Raw genomic sequence first — 21,176 nt, 5'->3', positions numbered from 1 at the left:
CACGCTCCCTCTTTTATCTGCGCCTCGGAACCGATGACGACAGCCCGCACCCTCTACGACATCCTTCAGGTCAGCGCGACGGCCGAGCCGGCCATGATCAAGGCCGCTCACGTGCTGCTGTCGCGCCGGCTCGAAGCCAAGGGCGACGCCCCGGCCCTGCGCCTGCTCAATGACGCCTTCGCCACGCTGAACGACCCCGCGCTGCGCGCCGCCTACGACGAGCGCATCGCCGATCACTATGTGGCGCCCGCCAGCCCGCCGCCCCCGGCAAAGACGTCCGCAGCCAGCCCCCCGGCCTGGAGCCGCGCGCTGATGATCGCCGCCGCCCTTGTGGTGGGCTACGTCGCCGCCGCCATCTGGCATCAACGGGCATTGACCCGGATGGTGCTCGAACACCAAAGCGCGATGGCCGAGCAACAAATCGAACTGTCGCGTTACCAGCTCGAACAAAACGAGCGCCGGCAATCGGCCACGCAGGAACGCTACGCCACCACGCAAGAGCGCCGCGCGCAGGAGCGGCAGGCTCAGCAAGAAGCCCGCGAACTGGCCGCCCTGCGCAGCCGGTTGGACCGCGAAGCCTCGGACTACCAGCGCACCAAGACCCGCGAAGAACAACAGCGCGAGCGCGAAGCGCAACGCAAAGTCGAACAGGAGCGCGCCAGCCGCGCAGCCGAAGCCGAGCGCAACGCCATGCTCGCCGAGCGCCGACTGGCCGAAGAAAAGCGCGAACTCGAGCGCCTGTACCGGGAAAAGTACCCGCAGTATCGCTAAGCATCACGGCGATGCTGGCCCGGTGCGACACCTCGCGCGGTTGCACCGGTCACCGATCGGGCGGATCATTAGCCCTTTTGAATACACAGCCTCGCCCATGCGCGCACGCACCCTGCTTGTCCTTCTGTGCCTCATCGCCGCTGGCGCCGCCGCCGTATGGTGGTTCAAGCGCCCCACACCGGTCCCGGTCGCACTGGCCACCGTTGATCGCGGCCTCGTTGAAGCCACCGTCTCCAACACCCGCGCCGGAGAAATCGAAGCCTGCCAGCGCGCCAAACTGTCCACCATCGCTGGCGGACGCATCGAATACCTCGGCGTCAAGGAAGGCGACAAGGTCGTTACCGGTCAGGTGCTGATGCGCCTGTGGAACGACGATCAGGCCGCTCAGGTCGTTGTCGCGCAGCGCCAACTCGAGACGGCACAACGCCGGGTGACAGAAATCTGCACGCTGGCGACCAATGCCCGCAGCGAGGCCAAACGCCAGAGCGCCCTGCACACACGCGATTTCGTGTCGGCATCGGCAGAAGAAAAAGCGCGCACCGACGCCACCGCTCGCGAGGCGGCCTGCCGTACCAGCCAGTCCGACATCGCCGCCGCGCGCGCCCAGCTCGACGCGGCCCGCGCCAACACCGAACGCACCGTGCTCACCGCGCCCTTTGCCGGCACCATCGCCAAGATCGTCGGCGAGTTGGGCGAATACGCCACGCCCTCGCCGCCCGGCGTCGCCACGCCACCGGCCATCGACCTGATCGACGAAAGCTGCCTCTATGTGAAGGCGCCGATGGACGAGGTCGACGCGCCCAAGATCCACGCCGGTCAGACGGTACGCATCACGCTCGACGCCCTGCCCGACCAGGTATTCGCCGGCCACGTCCGCCGTGTCGCCCCGTACGTGTTCGCCGTCGAGAAGCAGGCCCGCACCGTCGATGTCGAGGTCGATTTCGACCACCCCGAAGAAGCCCGCGGCCTGCTCGTCGGCTACAGCGCCGACGCCGAGGTGATTCTCGAGTCGCGCCCCGACGTGCTGCGCATCCCCACCGCGGCGCTGCGCAGCAGCGGCGATGTGCTGCGCTACGACGCGACCACCGGCACGCTGTCTGCCCAGCCGGTCAAGACCGGCATTGCCAACTGGGCGCAGACCGAAATCACCGACGGCCTGAGCGAGGGCGACCGCATCGTCACCTCGCTCGAACGCGACGGCATCATCGCCGGCGCCCTGGTCACGCCCGACACCGACGCGCCCAAGTAAGCCGCCATGGCACAGATCGAACTGGACAACATCCAGCGCATCTTCCAGCTCGGCGACAGCGAAGTGCATGCCCTGCAGGATGTGCAATTGCGCATCGACGCGGGCGAATATGTCTCGGTGATGGGCCCGTCCGGCTCGGGCAAGTCCACCCTGCTCAACCTGCTCGGCCTGCTCGACCGGCCCAACGACGGTCACTACCGCCTCGAAGGGCGCGACGTCACCACGCTCAGCGCCGACGAGCAGGCGCGCGTGCGCCGCGAGCGCATCGGCTTCGTGTTCCAGAGCTTTCACCTCGTGCCGCGCCTCACCGCCGAAGAAAACATCGCTCTGCCGCTGCTGCTGGCCGGCATCTCGCCACACGATCGCAAGGCGCGCGTCGCCCAGGCGCTGGACGACTTCGGCCTCGCCAAACGCGGCGACCACCGCCCCGACCAGCTCTCCGGCGGCCAGCGCCAGCGCGTCGCCATCGCCCGCGCCACCATCATGCAGCCGGCCATGTTGCTGGCCGACGAGCCCACCGGCAACCTCGACCGCGCCACCGGCGAAGAGGTCACCACGCTGCTCGAAACCCTCAACGGCCGCGGCGTGACGCTGATCGTCGTCACCCACGACCCGCACATGGGCGAGCGCGCGCAGCGGCAGATCCGCATGGAAGACGGCCGCATCGATTCGGACTCGAAACGCCCCGCGCCATGATGCGCAGCCGCGACATCCTCGGCTTCGCCATCCGCGCCGCCACCGCCTACCCCGTGCGCACCGGCTTGATGATGCTGGCCATGGCCATCGGCGTGGCCGCCGTGGTGTTGCTTACCGCGCTGGGTGACGGCGCCCGCCGCTATGTGGTGCGCGAGTTCTCGGCGCTGGGCAGCAGCCTGATCATCGTCCTGCCCGGGCGCACCGAAACCGGCGGCGTCGGCGCCGGCAGCTTCGTCACCAACACCCCGCGCGACCTCACCGTCGACGACGCCGCCGCCCTGCTGCGCGCCAGCGGGGTGACCCGCGTCGCCCCGCTGGTGCTGGGCAACTCCGAGATCGCCTACGCTGGCAAGCTGCGCGAGGTGATGGTCATCGGCACCACGCGCGCCTTTGCCGACATCCGCAACTATCGCCTCGGCCAGGGCCGCTTCCTGCCCGAGGAAGACTGGCGCCGTGGCTCGGCCGTGGCCGTCATCGGCGCCACCTTGCACCAGGAGCTGTTCGGCGCCGAGCCCGCGCTGGGCCAGATGATCCGCGTCGGCGACAGGCGCTACCGGGTCATCGGCGTGCTCGCCGCCTCGGGCTCGGGGCTGGGCATGAATGCCGACGAGCTGGTGATCATTCCCGTCGCCGCGGCACAAGCGCTGTTCAATGCCTCCAGCCTGTTCCGCATCTTCGCCGAAGCGCGCGACCGCGACGCCGTGCCCGCCGCCAAGACCCAGATCCTCGACATCCTCAAGGCCCGCCATGACGGCGAGGAGGATGTGACGCTGATCACCCAGGACGCCGTCCTCGGCACCTTCGACCGGATTCTCGGCGCGCTCACCCTGGCCGTCGCCGGCATCGCCGCTATCAGCCTGGCCGTGGCCGGCATTCTGGTGATGAACGTGATGCTCGTCGCCATCACCCAGCGCACCAGCGAAATCGGCCTGCTCAAGGCGCTGGGCGCCACGGGCAGCATCATCCGTCTGGTGTTTCTCACCGAGGCCGCGCTGCTGTCCATCGCCGGCGCGCTGGCGGGCCTGCTGCTCGGCCACCTCGGCGCCTGGGGGCTGCGGCTGATGTTCCCGGTGCTGCCGGCCTACCCGCCCGACTGGGCGGTGTTCGCCGGGCTGGGCACGGCGATTGTCACCGGCGTGCTGTTCGGTGTCATGCCGGCCCGCCATGCCGCCACGCTCGACCCGGTCGATGCACTTTCAAAGAGGTAGCCGAAGCATGAGCGAGCGCGCACGGCCGCCCGAAGGGCTCGCGAACCCTCCCTCGGGGAGGATGTCGCGCAGCGACAGGAGGGTCTGAAAATGTCCTGGCGCGACTTTCTCTCGCTGTCGGTTCGGGCCCTGGTCGCCCAGCGCCTGCGCAGCTTTCTGACCCTGCTCGGCATCGCGGTCGGTATCGCCGCGGTGATCCTGCTGACCTCCATCGGTGAGGGCATCCACCAGTTCGTGCTGGCCGAGTTCACCCAGTTCGGCACCAATGTGATCGAGATTGCCCCCGGCAAGAAAGGCGCCCGCGGCGGCCCGCCGGGTCTGCCCAGCACCTCGCGCCCGCTCACCTTGGCCGACGCCCAGGCGCTGGAACGCGTGCCGGGCGTCACCGCGGTCACTCCGGTGGTGTGGGGCAATTCGGAGATCGAAGGCAACGGCCGTGTGCGCCGCAGCTCGGTGTACGGCGTCGGCCCGGCCATGGTGCAGGCCTTCACCATGAGCGTGCGCAGCGGCCAGTTCTTGCCGGACGACAACGCCAACCAGCCCCGCGCGCTGGCGGTGCTCGGGGCCACGCTCAAGCAGGAGTTGTTCGGCTCCCAGAACGCGCTCGGCGAACGCATCCGCATCGGCGGCGAGCGCTTCCGGGTGATTGGCGTGATGGAAGCCAAGGGGCAGTTTCTCGGCACCGATCTGGATGACACTGCCTACATCCCCACCGGCCGTGCGCTGGCGCTGTACAACCGCGAGGGGCTGATGGAGATCAACGTGTCGTATCAGGAGGGCGTGTCCTCCGAGCAGGTCAGCCAGAGCGTCACCCGCCTGCTCATCGCCCGCCACGGCCGCGAAGACTTTGCGCTCACCACCCAGGCCGACATGCTCGACAGCCTGTCCAACATCCTCGACATCCTCACCGCCGCGGTGGGTGCACTGGGCGGCATTTCGCTGCTGGTGGGCGGGGTCGGCATCGTCACCATCATGACCATCGCGGTCACCGAACGCACCGGCGAGATCGGTCTGCTGGTGGCCCTCGGCGCGCGTCGGCGCACCATCCTCGCGCTGTTTCTCGGCGAGGCCGTGGCGCTGGCGGCGGTGGGTGGATTGATCGGCCTAGTTGCCGGCGTCGCCCTGGCGCAGCTGGTGGGCCTGCTGGTACCGGCGCTGCCGGTGCACACGCCGTGGGAATTCGCCGTGCTGGCCGAGGTCTCGGCCGTGCTCATCGGCCTCGCCGCCGGCGTGCTGCCGGCGCGCAAGGCGACCACGCTGGACCCGGTGGAGGCGCTGCGGGCGGAGTAGTGTCGCGCAATCATCCGCCAGCAACTACACGACTATCGTGGTTCGGGAATGATCTTGACGTCCGTGATCCGTCCGTTGCTCTTGTCCGCAACAAACGCCAGAAGGTAACCCTTCCCATAAGGGCTTTCGACGGAGTCCGGGCCAACGATGTAGGCCGGGTTCTCGTCATAGTCGTAATATCCCGTGGGCTCACCGAGCAATTGCCTGACCTCCACTGCCGACAATGAAGCGGCAGTATGTTGAGACAGAAACGAGAAAACCATCTCTGCCCGCTGCTCTCGATTGCCCTCAGCCCACGCTTTTGGCGTAAATTGTTTCGTCCCAAGCAACCTCGCTTCTTCAACAACGGAAGACGACGAACAACCAAATAAGAAAACCATCGCGAGCATTCCGAAAACTATTTTCTTCATCACCACGACCTCACGGGATCAAAACCGTAAGCCTTCGGGATACCAAAGCCTCCATGCATCGATGACTCAGAATCTGATCCGAGCCACCCTGCCGACCGATAACCAGCCCCACAGAATTGTTGTGGAGATCCATAGCCTTTTCGTTTTTCGGATTAATCAATGACGACTCATGCGCCGTGGTAAAGCGAAGTGCGTTTGCATAGCCGATATCGCGGGCAAGAATGGCCGACCAGAAACAATGGCGGAACGCGTCGGATTTATCATTCCGCCCGTTGAAGCCGAATCGCGCCTTGGTTGCCTCAAAGGCCGTTTCCTTGGACTGACGGATTGTGAGCGCGTGGTGCGGGTGGGACGTAATATAGTTCCGCTCTTGAGGCGTCAGTTGCTCATATTGAGCGAGTATCGACGATGACATGACCACTTCCCTTGTTGTAGAGATTGAGATCTTTCCACAACACCGACGTCAAGACAATGTCATGCGCCAACCAAAGCTCAAAACCCTTCGTTCGGACGCAAATACCGCCACTGCCCCACCGGCAGATCGGCAAGTACGACCTTGCCGATACGCACCCGCTTGAGGCCAACGACTTTCAGGCCGACCAGCTCGCACATGCGGCGGATCTGGCGCTTGCGGCCTTCCTTGAGGATGAAGCTGAGCTGGTCTTCGTTTTGCCAGCGCACCGTGGCCGGGCGCAGGACTTTGCCGTCCAGGCTCAGTCCGTGGTTGAGCAAGGCGAGACCGTCGTCGGTCAGCTGACCCGAGACGCGCACGAGATACTCTTTTTCGACCGTGGAATCATCACCGATGAGCTGGCGGGCGATGCGCCCGTCCTGGGTGAGGATGAGCAGGCCGGTGGAGTCGATGTCGAGCCGGCCGGCGGGGGCCAGGCCCTTGAGGTGGTCGCGCGAGAAGGTGCCGCCACCGAACAGGCGATCGGGGGTGACCAGCGTGACCGCCGCCTGGTGGCCGTCTTCGGGCTGCGCCGAGACAAAGCTCATCGGCTTGTGCAGCACGATGGTGACCCGCTCGGCCTGTTTGGCTTCGCCGCGTTTATCGAGAGTAATGGTGGCGTCGGGCGAGATGCGCGTGCCCAGCTCATTGACGCGCTGACCATCGACAAACACCCAGCCGCGCTCGATCAGCGCATCGGCTTCGCGGCGCGAGCACATGCCGCGCTGGGCCATGACTTTGGACAGGCGTACGCCGTCGGCGGTCGGCTTTTCGGGCACCGGCGGGGTGGGCATGGGTCGTAGCGTCACGCCCTCGGCCAGGGTGATGGCGGCATCGGGCGAAATCCGGGTGCCGAGTTCGTTGATCCGCTTGCCGTCGACAAACACCTCGCCGCGGGCGATCAGGGCGTCGGCGTCGCGGCGATTGCACATGCCGCGTTCGACCATGATTTTGGACAGGCGCACGCCTTGCGGCGCGGCGGCTGCCGACGCTGGTTGCGGTGCGGCGGGCGCGCGCTGCAGGCGACGAGGAGTGTCGGACGATGGGGTGGCGGGCGGGTGGCGGGTCGGTTTCATGGCTGCACGGCAAAAGACAATGCCGCAGTTTACCGCCTCAGGCCAGATAGAACAGCGCCAGATACATCATCAGCAACAAGGCCACCCACATCACCATGCTGCCGGAGGGCCAGGTACGGGCCAATACGCCGCGCGTGCCGTAGTGCCGGCGCAGGCTGCCCAGCACATTGGCGATGCCACGCATGAGGACCAGCACGACTTCGCGAATCTCGATGCTGACGCCGTAGACCATCACTTTGACCCAGCGCGGGCCGAGCGTGCGGTAGAACCAATCGATGTCGATCAGCGAGCCGAGCATCTTGACCAGGTGCCCGCGCAACAGGAAAAACACCACCGTGGTGGCCAGCAGCAGCTGAAGCTGGAAGACCACATGCGAGCCGGTATACGGCTGGTAGTCGAGCGGATAGGGCAACAGATCGTAGAGCAGCGGCGGGTAGCAACCCACCGCGAGGCTGGTGAGCGCGAGCAGGCGCATGCCCCAGCGCTGGCTGGGCGGCGCTTCTTCGGCGTCGAGATCGCGGGATTCGCCGAAGAAGACGAAGACCACCACCTTCAAACCCGCCGCCAGGAACACGCCGGCGGCGATCACCATCATCGCCAGCCACACCCAGGTCAGGTGCGCGTCGGCCGCGGCCTGCAGCACCAGCGATTTGGTGATGAAGCCGGCCGTCAGTGGCGCCGACATGGCCAGCGCACCGAAGATGGCGAAGCCGGTGGTGACCGGCATCTGCCGCGCCAGACCGCCCAGATCGGTGCAGTCGCGCTTGCCGGTCTGCACAATCACCGCGCCGATCGCCATCAGCAGCAGCGCCTTGTACACAATGTGCGCAAAGGCATGCGCCGCCACGCCGTTGAGCGCCATCTCCGTGCCAATGCCGATGCCCGCGATCATGAAGCCGACCTGATTGATGATGGCGTAGGCCAGCACGCGTCGAGCGGTGTTTTCGATCAGCGCGTAGATCAGGCCGTAGCCCGCCATCAGCAGACCGATCGGGATCAACACCTCGGCGCCGGGGAAGCCGCGCATCAGCACATACACCGCCGTCTTGGTGGTGAAGGCCGAGAGGAACACCATGCCACTCCACGAGGCGCGCGGATAGGCGTCAGGAATCCACGACCAGAACGGGAAGGCGCCGGCGTTGATGAGGACACCGGCGAGAATCAGCCAGTGCGCGACGCCCTCGAGCGCCAGCGGCTCGATGCGCAGGCTGCCGCCGCCCACCAGATGCGCGGTGATGCCGGCCATGAACACCACGCCGCCGAACAGGTGCACCATCAGGTAGCGCATCGCCGCCGGATAGGCTTCACGGCCGCCGGCCCAGATCACCAGCGTTGAGCCGATCGCCATCAGCTCCCAGAACAGGAACAAGGTGATCCAGTCGCCCGCCAGCACCGCGCCCACTGCCGCGCCACCATACACAAAGGCGGCCGGCACTTCGAGCCGGCTGCGCTGACCCATTGCATACACGCTGCCGACAAACAAGGCCAGCACGAACACCAGCGCAAACAGGCGGCCCAGGCGGTCGACCCGCAGCACATCCAGCGTGTAATCGAGGAAAGGCACGCCGCCGTAGATGCCTTCCGGCATCTGCCACAGCAGCCACGCAGCGGCGAGCGGCAGGCTCAGCGACAGCAGCACCCGCGGTGCACCGCGCAGGAAGCCCATCACAATGCCGCCGAGAATCAGCCAGATCGCAGGATGGTGGAGGAGTTCAGCGTCCATCTTCATCCTCCCGCGGTCCGAAAATGCGACCCAGGCCACGCGCCAACACCACCAGCACCGCGCAAGCGAGCATCGGGAACCAGGCATTGAAGCCCGGCACGGCATCAATGCCGAAATGCGGGTGCGACTCAACAAACAGGCCGGCGACCAGCATCAGCAGCAAGGCCGCCAACAGCGTGTGCCACAGACGTTTGCCCGGAGAAAACAATGCGTTCTGTCGCATCAGAAGGCCCCCGCCACGGCGCGCGCCAGTCGCAACACCGGCTCGTGATAGAAGAACAGGCCGATCGTCATCGCCGCCGTTGTGGTCTGCGCAAACACCATCAGCAGCGGCGCCTCGCCATGGGCGGCATGAGGTTCGTCGTGGTGATCATCAGCGTCGCTGGGCGGCTCACGGAAGAAGGCACGCCACACAATCGGCAGAAAATAGCCGGCGTTGAGCAAGGTGCTGAGCACCAGCACCCCCACCGCCAGCCAGTGCTCCAGACTCATCGCCGCCGACAGGATGTACCACTTCGACACGAAGCCGGCCGCCGGCGGCAGGCCGATCATCGACAGCGCGCCAATCGAGAAGGCCACCATGGTCCAGGGCATGCGCCGGCCAATGCCGTCGAGCTGGCTGACCTCGGTTTTGTGCGCGGCGGTGTAGATCGAGCCGGCCGCAAAAAACAACGTGATCTTGCCCAGCGCGTGGGCCGCGATATGCATCACGGCACCAACAATGGAAATCGGGGCCAGCAAGGTCGCGGCGAGCGTGACATACGACAGCTGACTGACCGTCGAGTAGGCCAGCCGACGCTTGAGGTTGTCGGCCCGCAAGGCCACGATGGACGCCGAGAGGATGCTGAAGCCGGCAATGACGGGCACCCAGTCGGCACTGCCAAGCGACATCAGGTTGTCGGTGCCGAAGATATAGACGATCACCTTGACGATGGTGAACACACCCGCCTTGACCACCGCCACCGCATGCAGCAGGGCCGACACCGGCGTGGGCGCCACCATCGCCGCCGGCAGCCAACGGTGGAAAGGCATCAACGCCGCCTTACCGATACCGAACATGTAGAGCACCAGCAACAGCGCCGTGCCGGTCGCACCGAGATGGCCGGCGAGGATGCCGCCCTGGCGGAAATCGAGCGTGCCGGCGATCACCCAGGTGGCCAGCAGGCCGGAGAGCAGGAACGCGATCGAGGTGCCCAGCAACACGCCAAGGTAAGTACGGGCCGAGTTGCGCGCGTGATCGGTGCCATGGTGCGTCACCAGCGGATAGGTGATCAGCGTCATGGCCTCGTAGAACATGAACAAGGTCAGCATGTTGCCGGCCAGCGCAATGCCTTGGGCGGCAAAGATGGCGCCGGCAAAACACACGAAGAAGCGGGTTTGCTTCTTCTCCTTGTTGCCGCGCATGTAGCCGATCGAATACAGGGTGCTGATGATCCACAAGCCCGAGGAGATCACCGAAAACACCGCCCCTAGCGGCTCAACCGCGAGGCGCAGAGTCAGCCCCGGCAGCATCTCGATCAGCGTCAGCCCGGGGCGCGCACCACCGAGCACATCGACCGCCAGCTGAATCGACTCGGAGAACAGCACGACGGCGGTGATCAGGGTGATCGCTTCGCGCAGGTTCGGCCAGCGCCCGGCCAGCGCCAGCAGCAACATGCCGACCAACGGCGTGAGCAGCAGGCTGATCAGTTGGATGTCTTCAGTCATTGGCCGACACCCGGGTTGTACATGAGCACCTCGGCCACGCGCATGGAAACCTCGCTGGACCAGGTGGCGTCAATGCCGAAATAGACGCAGCCGGCAATCATCGCCAGCGCGGGCAGTTGCATCGACAGCGGCGCCTCGCCCGGTGCCGGATGATCGGCCGGCGGTGCGCGGAAGTACGCCACTTCGACAAAGCGCCAGACGTAGATCACCGCCAGCAGCGAGCTGGCCAGCACCGCGCCCACCAGCCACCACTGCCCGTCGTGCATCGCCGCACTGACCAGATACCACTTGCTGATGAAACCGGCCGTGCCCGGCACGCCGATCAGGCTCAGGCCGCCGACCACCATGGCAAAGGCCGCCACCGGCATGGTGTGACCCAGCCCCGCGAGCCGGTCAAACCCGGCGCCACCACAGCGCAGCACCACCCCGCCGAGCACCAGAAACAGCCCGCCCTTGGTCAGCGCGTGATTGAACAAATGCATGGCCGAGGCCATCAGGCCCTCAACCGAATCCAGGCTGATACCGAGCGTGATGTAGCCGATTTGCGACACGCTGGAATACGCCAGCAGCCGCTTCATGTCGTGCTGGAAAATCGCCACCACGGCCGGGATGAACATGGCCGCCAGCGACAGCCCGAGCAGGATCGCGCCAGTGGCGCGCGCGTCGAACACCTCGGTCGCGCCGAAGATGGTGAAGAAATAGCGCATCAGCACATAGATCGACACCTTGGTGGCGGTCGCCGCCAGGAAGGCCGACACCGGCGACGGCGCGTAGGCATAGGCGTTGGGCAGCCACAGATGCAGCGGGAACAGCGCGATCTTCAGCGAAATGCCGACGGTGATGAAGGCCAGCGCGGCCAGCACGCCGCGCGAATCGCCGACATCAACGAGACGCGTCGCCATGTCGGCGAGGTTCAGCGTGCCGGTTTCGAGATAGAGCAAACCCACGCCGACCACGTACAGGGTCGCGCCGATGGTGCCCATCAACAGGTATTGATACGCCGCGACCAAGGCCCGCCGGTCTCGTCCCATGGCGATCAGCACATAGGTGGCCAGCGAAGACACCTCGAGGAACACAAACACGTTGAAGGCGTCGCCGGTGACCAGAATGCCGAGCAGACCCGCCAGACACAGCATCATCAGCGCGTAGTAGAGATAGTGCTCTTCGCTGCGCACTTCGGCGGCGATGCCGACACGGCTGTAGGGCATCACGATCAACCCCATCGCGGCCACGATCACCGCCACAAAGGCGCCGGCCGCGTCGATGCGGTATTCGATGCCAAGCGGCGCCTCCCAGCTGCCCATGGCATAAACGAGGGTGCCTTCGGACATCGTCTGAGCCAGCAGGCTGGCTGCGATGCCAAAGGTGATCGCCGTGGCCAGCAAGGCGATCAGCCAGCTTGCCAGCGATCGTCGGGCAAACACGATGAGTGGCGCGGCCATCAGCGGCACCACCACCAACAAGGCGGGAAAATGCTGTGTCAGCACGGGTCAGCCGTCCTTAGCTTCGGGTTCGGGCGAGGTGTCGTCCCGCGCATCCATCAAGAGAATTTCGTCCTCGTCGATTGTGCCGTAGGCCTCCTTGATCCGCACGACCAGCGCCAGCCCGAGGGCCAGCGTTGCCACACCGACCACAATCGCGGTGAGAATCAGCACATGCGGCAGCGGGTTGGAATACACCGCGAACTGCCCGCCAACAATCGGCGCCACGCCACCGATCAGCTTGCCCGGCGCGATGTAGAGCAAATACACCGCCGTCTGGAAAATGCCCAGGCCGATCATTTTTTTGATCAGGTTCTCGCGTGCCATGACGATGAACAGCCCGACCATCAACAGCAGGACCGTGACCCAGTAGCTGAAATGACTGGCCAAGGTCATTCCTCAGTCTCCTCGGCATCACGACGACGCCCGGCAAACACATAGAAAATCTTGAGCATCACCGACGCCACGGTAATCAGCACCCCCATCTCGACCCAGAAGATGCCACGATGCTGTCCGGACACCGGATCGGCGCCGAGCACGAAGTAGTCGAGATAGTTGCCGCCCAGCAAAATGGACGCGATACCCACGCCGGAGTACAGCAGCACGCCGACCGCCATCAAGGTCTGAACCACCTCGGTAGGAACAACGCGTCGCGCCGCCGGCAGGCCGTAGATCAGGGCGTAAAAGATCACCGCGGCGGCCACGATCACGCCCGCCTGAAACCCGCCACCGGGGCCGTAGTCGCCGTGAAACTGCACATACAGGCCAAACACGAGCGCAAAGGGGATCAGCAGCTTGGCCAGCACACGAAGAATGATGTCCAGTCTCATTCCTTGTTCTCCTCACCGGCCTTGTCGATCGGCCGCCTCGGTCGGCGGCGCCCCAACAGGGCGATCACGCCAATGCCGGCGGTAAACACCACAAAGGTCTCGCCGAGCGTATCAAAGCCCCGATAGCTTGCCAGCACGGCCGTCACCACGTTGGGCACACCGGTTTTCACCGGGCCTTCGGTCAGGTAGCGCGGTGCCACGTGCTGGTGGATGGGCGCGCCGGGATCGGAGAATGCCGGCAGCCCCAGCGTGCCGTAGACCAGCATTGCGCCGGTGGCGGCCACCACCAGCAAGGGCAGCCACGGCCGGTGGATGGGCTTCGACTCGGTGCCGCCGGTGAGATGAATGGCGCCGAACAGCAGCACGGTCGAAATCCCCGCGCCGACGGCGGCCTCGGTCATGGCCACGTCGACAGCGTCGAGCACCACCATGACGGTAGCCATCAAAAAACTATAGATGCCGCTGAGCAGCACCACACCGTAAAGGTTGCGCTGACGCGCCATGCCGATGGCGGCAGCGCCCATGAGTGTCAGCAACACGACGGCAGTCAGTTCTTCGAGGATGATTTCGCTCCTTGATCCGGTTGCCACGGGGTGACCCCACGCCGATGCGCTGCATTCGCCAGCGAGTGCGAAGCGGTCGGCGAGCAGAAGAAAATCAGCAGCCACAGAATCAGCAGCTTGCCGCTCGCCAGCGTGAAGCCCGACTGCAACACCAAGCCGACAATGATCAGGCTGGCGCCGAGCGTATCGATGACGCTGGCCGCATGCATGCGTGTGTAGAAGCCCGGCATGCGCAGCACGCCAAACGCGCCGATCACGCAGAACACGCCGCCCGCGCCCATCAGGATCATGCTGAGGATATCGATTGCCGCGCTCACAGCCGGTGCTCCTCGTCCGCCACTCCGGGCTCGCCCAGATCGCCGTAACGGAAAAATTTCTGGACCGCGATGGTACCGACGATATTCAGCAGCCCGTACACCAGCGCCAGATCGACAAACTCCGGGCGGCCGGACACAAACTGGAAGATCGCCAGCAGCAACATCGCCATGGTCCCGACGGCATTCCCCGCCAGCGCCCGATCAAAAACGGTCGGTCCGAGCAAGGCCCGCACCAGCAGCAAGCACAACGACACCAACAAAGCGCCGACCACCACCGCGTACATCATGCGCGCGCCTCACACGCACTGACCCGTCGATCCATTTCGCCTCCCGCGAGGTCCTCGGCGCCGGCCTGAGTCAGGGCGTGCACCAGGATTTCATCGCCCTCAATCGCAACAGAAATCGTGCCGGGCGTCAAAGTGATGGAATTGGCGTACGTCACCTGCCCGACCGCGCTCGTCTGGCTCATCTTGACGCGCGTCATGGTCGGGGTGATCGGCAGGCGCGGATGCACGATGAGCTTGGAGACGGTCCACGCCGATTTCACGATCTCGACGACCAGCCACGGCCAGTACGACCACACGCCGGCACGAAACTCCAGCGGATGCCCTTCGCGATCGATCACCGACATGCGATGCGCAAACAACACGACCAGCACGGACGACACCAAGCCCACCGTCACAAGAAACGGCGTGAAATAGCCGGACAGCACCAGCCAGAAAACAAACAAAGAGATGACAACGCTGATCGAATGAAACCTGTGCATATGCCTATGGCCCATCGAAACGCGAGAAAAACACCACGGCGGGAACGGCGCCGTGGTCGCTTTGAGCGGCTAGTGTGTCAGAAAGCCACGTCCAACGTCGAATGTCATTCGACTTGAAGCAGACGAGTTTATACATATTTGGATCAAATTGTCTCGATTTTTAGTTTTTTTGGTCTTCCGAAGCCTGATTGGATCCAGTTTTTTGATGGTTCAAGGAAGACAGTTTCTCGGCGCACCGCGCACAAACGCGTCAATATTTTGCACCACCTGCGCCGCCATCGCCGCCATTGCCTCGCCCGACGCCCACGCCACATGTGGCGTCACGATCAGGTTGGGGATGTCGGGCGCCAGCAAGGGGTGGTCTGACGGGGGCGGCTCGGCAGACAGCACATCGATCGCGGCGCCGGCAATCAGGCCCTGGCGCAGGGCATCGGCCAAGGCCGCCTCATCGACCAGCGCGCCACGCGCCGTGTTGATCAGGAAGGCACTCGACTTCATCGCCTGCAAGGCCGCCCGATCGATCATGCCGCGGGTACTCGCATCCAGCGGGCAATGCAGCGACAACACGTCGGACCGCTTCAGCACCTCGCCAAAGGCCACACGCCCCGCACGCACGCGGTCGGCGCCGGGCCGCTCCGACCACAGCACCTGCATGCCAAAGGCCTCGGCCAGACGCGCCACACCGCCGCCCAGACTGCCCTGCCCGACCAGACCAAGCGTCGCACCGCGCAGATCGCGAATCGGATGATCCAGAAAGCAGAAATGGCGCGACTGCGGCCAGCGACCGGCGCGCACATCCTGATGATAGGCCATGAGATTGCGCGACAAGGCGAGCATCAGGCTGATCACATGCTCCGGCACGGTGGTGTCGGCATACCCTCGTACATTGCTGACCACAATGCCGCGCGCGCGACACGCCGCCAGATCAACGTTGTCCGAGCCGGTGGCCGCCAACGCAATCATGCGCAGCGCCGGCAACTGCGCAAGCACCGCCGCATCGATACGCAGCTTGTTGATGACCGCAATCTGCGCATCGCGCAGGCGCTCGACCACATCCGCCGGGCGGGTATCCGGATAGTCCACCCAGGAGTGCGCCACCGTGGGCCGCGAAAACGCCGCCTTGACCGAATCCCGCTCCAGAAAAACGATCCTCGGTTCCATACCGCCCTACCTCCAGTGAATGTCCTTGCTATGCCACGATACGGTATTTCACTAGGCGAAATCTACGGGAGTCAAGTACCATTCGCCTACTAGGGAAAGCCGCAATGAAGATACCGAAAGACCCCAACGCTCCAGAATCCAAAACCTCGATCCAGGTCATCGAACGCATGATGTCGCTGCTCGATGTGCTGGCCAAGCACCCCGACCCCGTCTCGCTCAAACTGCTGGCCGCGCAGACCGGACTGCACCCGTCTACGGCGCACCGCATTCTGGCCGCCATGACCACCAGCGGCTTCGTCGAGCGCACCGAGAACGGCATCTATCGCCTCGGCATCCGCTTGCTCGAACTCGGCTCATTGGTCAAATCGCGCATTTCGCTGCGCGAAACCGCGCTCATCTCCATGCTCGAGTTGCATCAGCGCACCGGCGAGAGCGTCAATCTCGGCATCCGCGACGGCGATCAGATCGTGTATGTCGAGCGCACCTCAAGCGGCCGCTCGTCCGTACGCGTGGTGCACATCGTCGGCGCCCGCGCGCCCCTGCACACCACCGCCACGGGGAAGCTGTTTCTTGCCGACGACGGTCTGCCAAAAATCCGCGACTACGCCAAACGCACCGGCCTGCCTGGCTCTACCGCCACGTCGATCCGCGATCCGGCGGCGCTGGAGAAAGAACTGGACAAGGTCCGCCGCCATGAAGTGGCCTACGACATGGAAGAAGTCGAGGCCGGCGTACGGTGCATTGCGGCAGGCATTCGTGACGACACGGGTGAGTTGGTCGCCGGCTTGTCCTTGTCGACACCGGCCGAACGCTTCAACCCCGATTGGGCCCCGCTGATCCTGGAAACCGCCCGACAGATTTCTCGCGCCCTGGGCTACCGCCCGCGCGACGCCGCCTGAGCCTGGCGGGCGCTCAGCCCGCTGCGCCCTTGCGCGCCATCACCAGCGCATCCCACGGCCGCTGCGCCAGCCACTTCTGCAGGCGGCGGGCATCGGCCGTGCGCGTGCGCGAGCCGAAGGAATCGAGCAGCACCACCAGCACCGGACGGCCGCGCATCCAGGTCTGCATGACCAGGCAACGCCCCGCCTCTTCGATGTAACCCGTTTTGGACAGACTGATTTCCCAGTTCGGATCCTTCACCAGCGGATTGGTATTACGGAATTCGCGCGCCCCCCGCGCCAGCGCCACCGTGTGCTGGCTATCGGTCGAGAACTGGCGAATCAGCGGATAACCCGAGGCCGCCTTGAGCATCAGCGACAGATCCCTGGCGGTCGATACATTGCCCGCGCTCAGGCCGGTGCCTTCGACAAATCGGCTGCGGGTCATGCCCAGCTTGCGCGCTTTGTCGTTCATGGCCCTGGTGAAGGCCTTGTCCCCGCCCGGGTAATGCCGGGCCAGCGCTGCTGCCGCCCGGTTTTCAGAGGACATCAAGGCCAGGCGCAGCAGATCTTCACGGCTGACGCGGCTACCAATCGGCAAGCGTGAGCGACTCTTGCGCAGACGATCGCGGTCATCTTCCGTCACGGTGAGCATCTCGGACAACGGCTGGCGGGCATCGAGAACGACCATCGCGGTCATCAGTTTAGTGATGGATGCCACCGGGGCAACACGATCCGCGTTCCGTGCCAGCAAGGCTTCACCGCTGCGCTGATCGACGATCAGAAAGCTCTCGGAGCGCAGCTCGGGGCTATCGGCGCGCGCCGCCTCGGCCAGCAAGGGCGTCGCGACTATTTTTGCCACGCCCACCCGCTCGGGTGGCGCAGCACTCGCCAGGCCGATCAGGCTGGCAGCACAACACCACGCGACGAAGAGTCGTCCAAGCTTCATTGCATTCACCGCAAGTTGTTTCGCAAATTATCCATAAAAATCCGGCACTCAGGCGGCTTTTCTAAAGAAAAATCTCGCCATTTGCCACCTGGATTCACAAACGCAGGAAATCGACCACCGCCTGACGACGCGCCATCGTGTCCTCGTAGCCCAGGGCGATCAGCGCGCGCGTAAAGGCCGGCTCAAACAAGAGGTAGGACAAGAGCGTCGAGCCACTCGGGCGCATCGCCCCGACCCCGCGCAACACGGCCCGCAAGAGGGGTGGCAGGCTGTGCCGGTGCTGGCCGGCGATCGCGTCGATCCGCCGCGAGGGGGCGATCACCAGGGTTTCAATCGGTCGCAGCGTGAGGCCCGCGGCCTGGCGCTGCTCGGCGGTGAAGGCGCCAAGCGTGGTGTTGATGCGTTCGAGCCGCTCCAGATCGACCGCCAGACTATCCAGAAAAATGCTCGACATGGCGTGACCGGCAATCTGCGCCAACGACGGATAGGTGTGCCCTTGCTGACGCCCCTCTTCCTCCAGCCGGCCCGAGCCAATCACCAGGATACGGTCGGCGCCCAGGTGCACCGCCGGGCTGATCGGCGCGAGCTGGCGCATTGAGCCGTCGCCAAAATACTCGCGGTGGATGCGAACGGCGGGAAAGACAAACGGGATCGCGCTTGAAGCCATCAAATGCGGCACCGACAGCTCGGTGCGCACCCCCAGCCGCTGCGCACGCCGCCAGGGCAACACCCCGTCGGCCGCCTGAAAAAAGGCCAGGCTCTCGCCCGAGGTGTAGCCCGAGGCGCTCACACTGACCGCATGCAGGTGACCATCGCGAATCGCCCGGCCGATCGCGGAGAAATCGAGCACGCTCTCCAGCAGGCGCGCCAGCGGCGCGTTGTCGAGCAGCGAGCGCGGGGTCTGGCGGTACAACCAGCCGGTCAGCAAGGCCGAGCCCCAACGCGCACCGGTGCCGGCCAAGGCGGGAAAATCGGTGCGATACACCTGATCCACATGGAAATTGCGCCAGATGTAGGACATCTTGCGCACGGCCATCGGAAAATTATCGGAATACACGGCCAGCGAGGCGACGTTGATGCCACCGGCCGAGGTGCCACACAGAATCGGGAAGGGATTGCCCGGGCGCCGCCCCCACAGCTCCCGAATCGCATTGAGCACGCCAACCTGATAGGCCGCACGCGCGCCCCCTCCCGTCAACACCAGCGCGGCCTTCTCTGTCGTCATGTCACCCCTCCGACCCGATACCGCTCACTACGGCGCAGGGGGCTTCAAGCTTTAGGGCTATTGCCGCGGGCATCTCCCCGCCGGGCGAAGTCATCACCCGGCGGGGAGAGCGCTCAGGCCTGCTCGGCCATCGCCTCGACAACGGTCAATGCGGTCATATTGACGATGCGTCGCACCGTCGCCGTCGGGGTGAGGATATGCGCCGGCTTGGCCGCCCCCAGCAGGATCGGTCCGACCGTCATGCCTTCGCCCGAGGCCGTCTTGAGCAGATTGAACGCGATGTTGGCCGCGTCCAGCGTCGGGAAGATCAGCAGGTTGGCGTCTTCCTTCATGCGCGCATTCGGGAAGACCTGCATGCGCGTGGTGGCGTCGAGCGCCGCGTCGCCGTGCATTTCGCCCTCCACCTCGAGGTCGGGATGCTGTTCGTGCAGCAGGCGCAGCGCCTCGCGCATCTTGGCTGAGGTCGGCGAGTCGTCCGAGCCGAAGCTCGAATGCGACAGCAGCGCCACCTTGGGTTCGACGCCGAAGCGGCGCATCTCCTCGGCCGCCATCACGGTCATCTCGACCAGCTGCGCCGGCGTCGGATCGTAAGTGACATAGGTGTCGGCCATGAACACCGTGCGCCCCGGCAGGTTGATCAGGTTGAGCGTGTAGCACTTGCTGACCCCGGGCTTGCGGCCGAGCACATCGTCAATGAACTTGAGGTGCAGCTGGTGCATCCCGTAGGTGCCGCAGATCAGGCCATCGGCATCGCCGAACTTGAGCAGCAAGGCGCCGATCAAGGTCGAGCGGCGGCGCACCTCCCGCTTGGCGTACTCCACCGACACGCCGCTGCGCTCCATCAGCCCGTGGTAGTGCTTCCACAAGCTGTCGTAGCGCGGGTCGGAGTCCGGATTCACCAGATCGAAATCCGTGCCGGCCTGCAGGCGCAGGCCGAAACGCTCGATATGATTGGCCACGACGGCCGGGCGGCCGATGAGGATCGGCCGCGCCAGCCCCTCGTCGACCACGATTTGCACCGCACGCAGCACGCGCTCGGATTCGCCTTCGCTGAAGATGATCCGCTTCGGGTTGCGCTTGGCCGCTGCAAACACCGGCTTCATGATCAGGCCGGAGCGCCACACGAAGCCGTTGAGCATCGTGGTGTAGGCGTCCCAGTCGGTGATCGGCCGCGTCGCCACGCCGGATTCCATGGCCGCGCGGGCCACCGCCGGCGCGATGAGCACGATCAGGCGCGGGTCAAAGGGACGCGGAATGATGTACTCGCGACCGAAGCCGGCCACTTTTTCGCCATACGCCGCAGCCACGATGTCGCTTTGCTCGGCACGCGCCAGCTCGGCAATCGCCTTGACGGCGGCCATCTTCATTTCGTCGGTAATCGTTGTCGCACCCACATCCAGCGCGCCGCGGAAGATGAAAGGGAAGCACAACACGTTGTTGACCTGGTTCGGGTAGTCCGAGCGGCCGGTGGCGATGATCGCGTCGTCGCGCACCGCTTTGACATCCTCGGGCAGAATCTCGGGCCGCGGGTTGGCCAGCGCCAGCACCAGCGGGTTGGGCGCCATCTTCTTGACCATGTCCTGCTTGAGCACACCACCGGCCGACAAGCCGAGGAACACGTCGGCCCCTTCGATGATCTCGCCCAGCGTACGCGCCTCCGTCGGCTTGGCGTAACGGGCCTTGATCGGGTCCATCAGCGTCGTGCGCCCTTCATAGACCACGCCTTCGATGTCGGTCACCCAGATGTTTTCGACCGGCACGCCGAGCATCACCAGCAGTTCCAGACACGCCAGCGCCGCGGCACCGGCGCCCGAGGTCACCAGCTTGACGGTTTTCAGATCCTTGCCTTGCAGGTGCAGGCCGTTGAGCACCGCCGCGCCCACCACAATCGCCGTGCCGTGCTGGTCGTCGTGGAAGACCGGAATGTTCATCCGCTCGCGCAGCTTCTTCTCGATATAGAAGCACTCCGGCGCCTTGATGTCTTCCAGGTTGATGCCGCCGAAGGTCGGCTCCAGCGCGGCGATCATGTCGATCAGCTTGTCGGCGTCGGGCTCGTTGATTTCCAGGTCGAACACATCGATATCGGCAAACTTCTTGAACAGCACGCCCTTGCCTTCCATCACCGGCTTGGCCGCCAGCGGGCCAATATTGCCCAGGCCGAGCACCGCCGTGCCGTTGGTGACCACACCGATCAGGTTGCTGCGCGAGGTCAGGTTGGCCGCTTCGGCGGGCGACTCGACAATCGCCTCACATGCCGCCGCCACACCCGGCGAATAGGCCAGCGACAAATCCTGCTGGTTGGTCAGCGCCTTGGTCGGCGTGACCGAAATCTTTCCCGGGCGCGGGTAGCGGTGGTAGTCCAGCGCGGCTTCGCGAATCGAATCGTCCATGGGCATCCTCATCTCCTGGTCATTGGGGCAGCAGG

At 65.0% G+C, this 21,176-nt stretch carries 23 protein-coding genes; 6 read left to right on the top strand and 17 right to left on the bottom strand.

Annotation, left to right across the window (positions count from 1 at the left end; all coding sequences use genetic code 11):
• Positions 1–33: 33 nt before the first annotated feature.
• The 5 genes from FHP89_RS04435 to FHP89_RS04415 all read left to right on the top strand — a co-directional run bounded on the left by FHP89_RS04435 (position 34) and on the right by FHP89_RS04415 (position 5,214).
• Positions 34–771 carry a hypothetical protein gene (locus FHP89_RS04435; protein ID WP_144179240.1) on the top strand — a complete coding sequence of 246 codons (738 nt, stop codon included), beginning with the start codon at positions 34–36 and terminating at the stop codon, positions 769–771.
• Between the two features lie 97 nt (positions 772–868).
• Positions 869–2,020 carry an efflux RND transporter periplasmic adaptor subunit gene (locus FHP89_RS04430; RefSeq protein ID WP_144179239.1) on the top strand — a complete coding sequence of 384 codons (1,152 nt, stop codon included), beginning with the start codon at positions 869–871 and terminating at the stop codon, positions 2,018–2,020.
• A 6-nt stretch (positions 2,021–2,026) separates the two neighbouring features.
• Positions 2,027–2,716 (top strand): ABC transporter ATP-binding protein, encoded by a 690-nt coding sequence (locus FHP89_RS04425; RefSeq protein ID WP_144179238.1) that lies wholly within the window; start codon positions 2,027–2,029, stop codon positions 2,714–2,716.
• On the top strand, positions 2,716–3,924 hold the full coding sequence (locus FHP89_RS04420) for an ABC transporter permease (protein ID WP_144179311.1): 1,209 nt from the start codon (positions 2,716–2,718) through the stop codon (positions 3,922–3,924). The genes FHP89_RS04425 and FHP89_RS04420 overlap by 1 nt, the downstream gene beginning before the upstream one ends.
• A 90-nt stretch (positions 3,925–4,014) precedes the next feature.
• Positions 4,015–5,214, top strand: coding sequence for an ABC transporter permease (locus tag FHP89_RS04415; RefSeq protein ID WP_144179237.1), 1,200 nt, complete (start codon positions 4,015–4,017; stop codon positions 5,212–5,214).
• Between the two features lie 32 nt (positions 5,215–5,246).
• Here FHP89_RS04415 and FHP89_RS04410 read toward each other — a convergent pair whose 3' ends face one another.
• The 14 genes from FHP89_RS04410 to FHP89_RS04345 all read right to left on the bottom strand — a co-directional run bounded on the left by FHP89_RS04410 (position 5,247) and on the right by FHP89_RS04345 (position 15,699).
• Entirely contained in the window at positions 5,247–5,624 is a 378-nt protein-coding gene (locus FHP89_RS04410) for a hypothetical protein (protein WP_144179236.1), read from the bottom strand.
• A 10-nt stretch (positions 5,625–5,634) separates the two neighbouring features.
• Positions 5,635–6,039 (bottom strand): DUF6973 domain-containing protein, encoded by a 405-nt coding sequence (locus tag FHP89_RS04405; protein ID WP_144179235.1) that lies wholly within the window; start codon positions 6,037–6,039, stop codon positions 5,635–5,637.
• A 77-nt stretch (positions 6,040–6,116) separates the two neighbouring features.
• The gene (locus tag FHP89_RS04400) at positions 6,117–7,151 is read right to left on the bottom strand and encodes a pseudouridine synthase (protein WP_260851473.1); all 1,035 of its coding nucleotides are present in this window, start codon (positions 7,149–7,151) and stop codon (positions 6,117–6,119) included.
• 37 nt (positions 7,152–7,188) lie between these two features.
• The gene (locus FHP89_RS04395; RefSeq protein WP_186300370.1) at positions 7,189–8,874 is read right to left on the bottom strand and encodes a Na(+)/H(+) antiporter subunit D; all 1,686 of its coding nucleotides are present in this window, start codon (positions 8,872–8,874) and stop codon (positions 7,189–7,191) included.
• Positions 8,864–9,097: a hypothetical protein gene (locus tag FHP89_RS04390; protein WP_144179233.1), complete on the bottom strand. Its 234-nt coding sequence runs from the start codon at positions 9,095–9,097 to the stop codon at positions 8,864–8,866. Before FHP89_RS04390 ends, FHP89_RS04395 begins: the two co-directional genes overlap by 11 nt.
• Positions 9,097–10,581, bottom strand: coding sequence for a monovalent cation/H+ antiporter subunit D family protein (locus tag FHP89_RS04385; protein WP_144179232.1), 1,485 nt, complete (start codon positions 10,579–10,581; stop codon positions 9,097–9,099). Before FHP89_RS04385 ends, FHP89_RS04390 begins: the two co-directional genes overlap by 1 nt.
• Entirely contained in the window at positions 10,578–12,068 is a 1,491-nt protein-coding gene (locus FHP89_RS04380; protein ID WP_222105310.1) for a monovalent cation/H+ antiporter subunit D family protein, read from the bottom strand. Before FHP89_RS04380 ends, FHP89_RS04385 begins: the two co-directional genes overlap by 4 nt.
• Before the next feature lie 3 nt (positions 12,069–12,071).
• Positions 12,072–12,458 carry a cation:proton antiporter subunit C gene (locus tag FHP89_RS04375; RefSeq protein ID WP_144179231.1) on the bottom strand — a complete coding sequence of 129 codons (387 nt, stop codon included), beginning with the start codon at positions 12,456–12,458 and terminating at the stop codon, positions 12,072–12,074.
• Positions 12,455–12,892, bottom strand: coding sequence for a Na(+)/H(+) antiporter subunit B (locus FHP89_RS04370; protein WP_144179230.1), 438 nt, complete (start codon positions 12,890–12,892; stop codon positions 12,455–12,457). Before FHP89_RS04370 ends, FHP89_RS04375 begins: the two co-directional genes overlap by 4 nt.
• Positions 12,889–13,482, bottom strand: coding sequence for a DUF4040 domain-containing protein (locus FHP89_RS04365; RefSeq protein ID WP_222105309.1), 594 nt, complete (start codon positions 13,480–13,482; stop codon positions 12,889–12,891). Before FHP89_RS04365 ends, FHP89_RS04370 begins: the two co-directional genes overlap by 4 nt.
• Positions 13,440–13,772: a monovalent cation/H(+) antiporter subunit G gene (mnhG, locus tag FHP89_RS04360; RefSeq protein ID WP_222105308.1), complete on the bottom strand. Its 333-nt coding sequence runs from the start codon at positions 13,770–13,772 to the stop codon at positions 13,440–13,442. The genes FHP89_RS04365 and mnhG overlap by 43 nt, the downstream gene beginning before the upstream one ends.
• The gene (locus FHP89_RS04355) at positions 13,769–14,059 is read right to left on the bottom strand and encodes a monovalent cation/H+ antiporter complex subunit F (protein WP_222105307.1); all 291 of its coding nucleotides are present in this window, start codon (positions 14,057–14,059) and stop codon (positions 13,769–13,771) included. The genes mnhG and FHP89_RS04355 overlap by 4 nt, the downstream gene beginning before the upstream one ends.
• The gene (locus FHP89_RS04350) at positions 14,056–14,538 is read right to left on the bottom strand and encodes a Na+/H+ antiporter subunit E (RefSeq protein ID WP_260851472.1); all 483 of its coding nucleotides are present in this window, start codon (positions 14,536–14,538) and stop codon (positions 14,056–14,058) included. The genes FHP89_RS04355 and FHP89_RS04350 overlap by 4 nt, the downstream gene beginning before the upstream one ends.
• 210 nt (positions 14,539–14,748) lie before the next feature.
• Positions 14,749–15,699, bottom strand: coding sequence for a D-2-hydroxyacid dehydrogenase (locus FHP89_RS04345; RefSeq protein ID WP_144179227.1), 951 nt, complete (start codon positions 15,697–15,699; stop codon positions 14,749–14,751).
• 104 nt (positions 15,700–15,803) lie between these two features.
• Here FHP89_RS04345 and FHP89_RS04340 point away from each other — a divergent pair, with 104 nt between their 5' ends.
• Positions 15,804–16,598 carry an IclR family transcriptional regulator gene (locus FHP89_RS04340; protein WP_144179226.1) on the top strand — a complete coding sequence of 265 codons (795 nt, stop codon included), beginning with the start codon at positions 15,804–15,806 and terminating at the stop codon, positions 16,596–16,598.
• A 13-nt stretch (positions 16,599–16,611) separates the two neighbouring features.
• Here the strand turns inward: FHP89_RS04340 and pbpG are convergent, their stop codons facing one another.
• The 3 genes from pbpG to FHP89_RS04325 all read right to left on the bottom strand — a co-directional run bounded on the left by pbpG (position 16,612) and on the right by FHP89_RS04325 (position 21,141).
• Positions 16,612–17,526: a D-alanyl-D-alanine endopeptidase gene (gene pbpG, locus FHP89_RS04335; protein ID WP_144179225.1), complete on the bottom strand. Its 915-nt coding sequence runs from the start codon at positions 17,524–17,526 to the stop codon at positions 16,612–16,614.
• 94 nt (positions 17,527–17,620) lie between these two features.
• Positions 17,621–18,751 (bottom strand): patatin-like phospholipase family protein, encoded by a 1,131-nt coding sequence (locus tag FHP89_RS04330; protein ID WP_144179224.1) that lies wholly within the window; start codon positions 18,749–18,751, stop codon positions 17,621–17,623.
• 113 nt (positions 18,752–18,864) lie between these two features.
• Entirely contained in the window at positions 18,865–21,141 is a 2,277-nt protein-coding gene (locus FHP89_RS04325) for an NADP-dependent malic enzyme (RefSeq protein WP_144179223.1), read from the bottom strand.
• Between the last annotated feature and the right edge of the window lie 35 nt (positions 21,142–21,176).

Source organism: Denitromonas ohlonensis, assembly GCF_007625205.1.
In the GTDB taxonomy this organism is placed as follows: Bacteria; Pseudomonadota; Gammaproteobacteria; order Burkholderiales; family Rhodocyclaceae; genus Nitrogeniibacter; species Nitrogeniibacter ohlonensis.
This window is presented reverse-complemented; position numbering and strand designations above follow the sequence as displayed.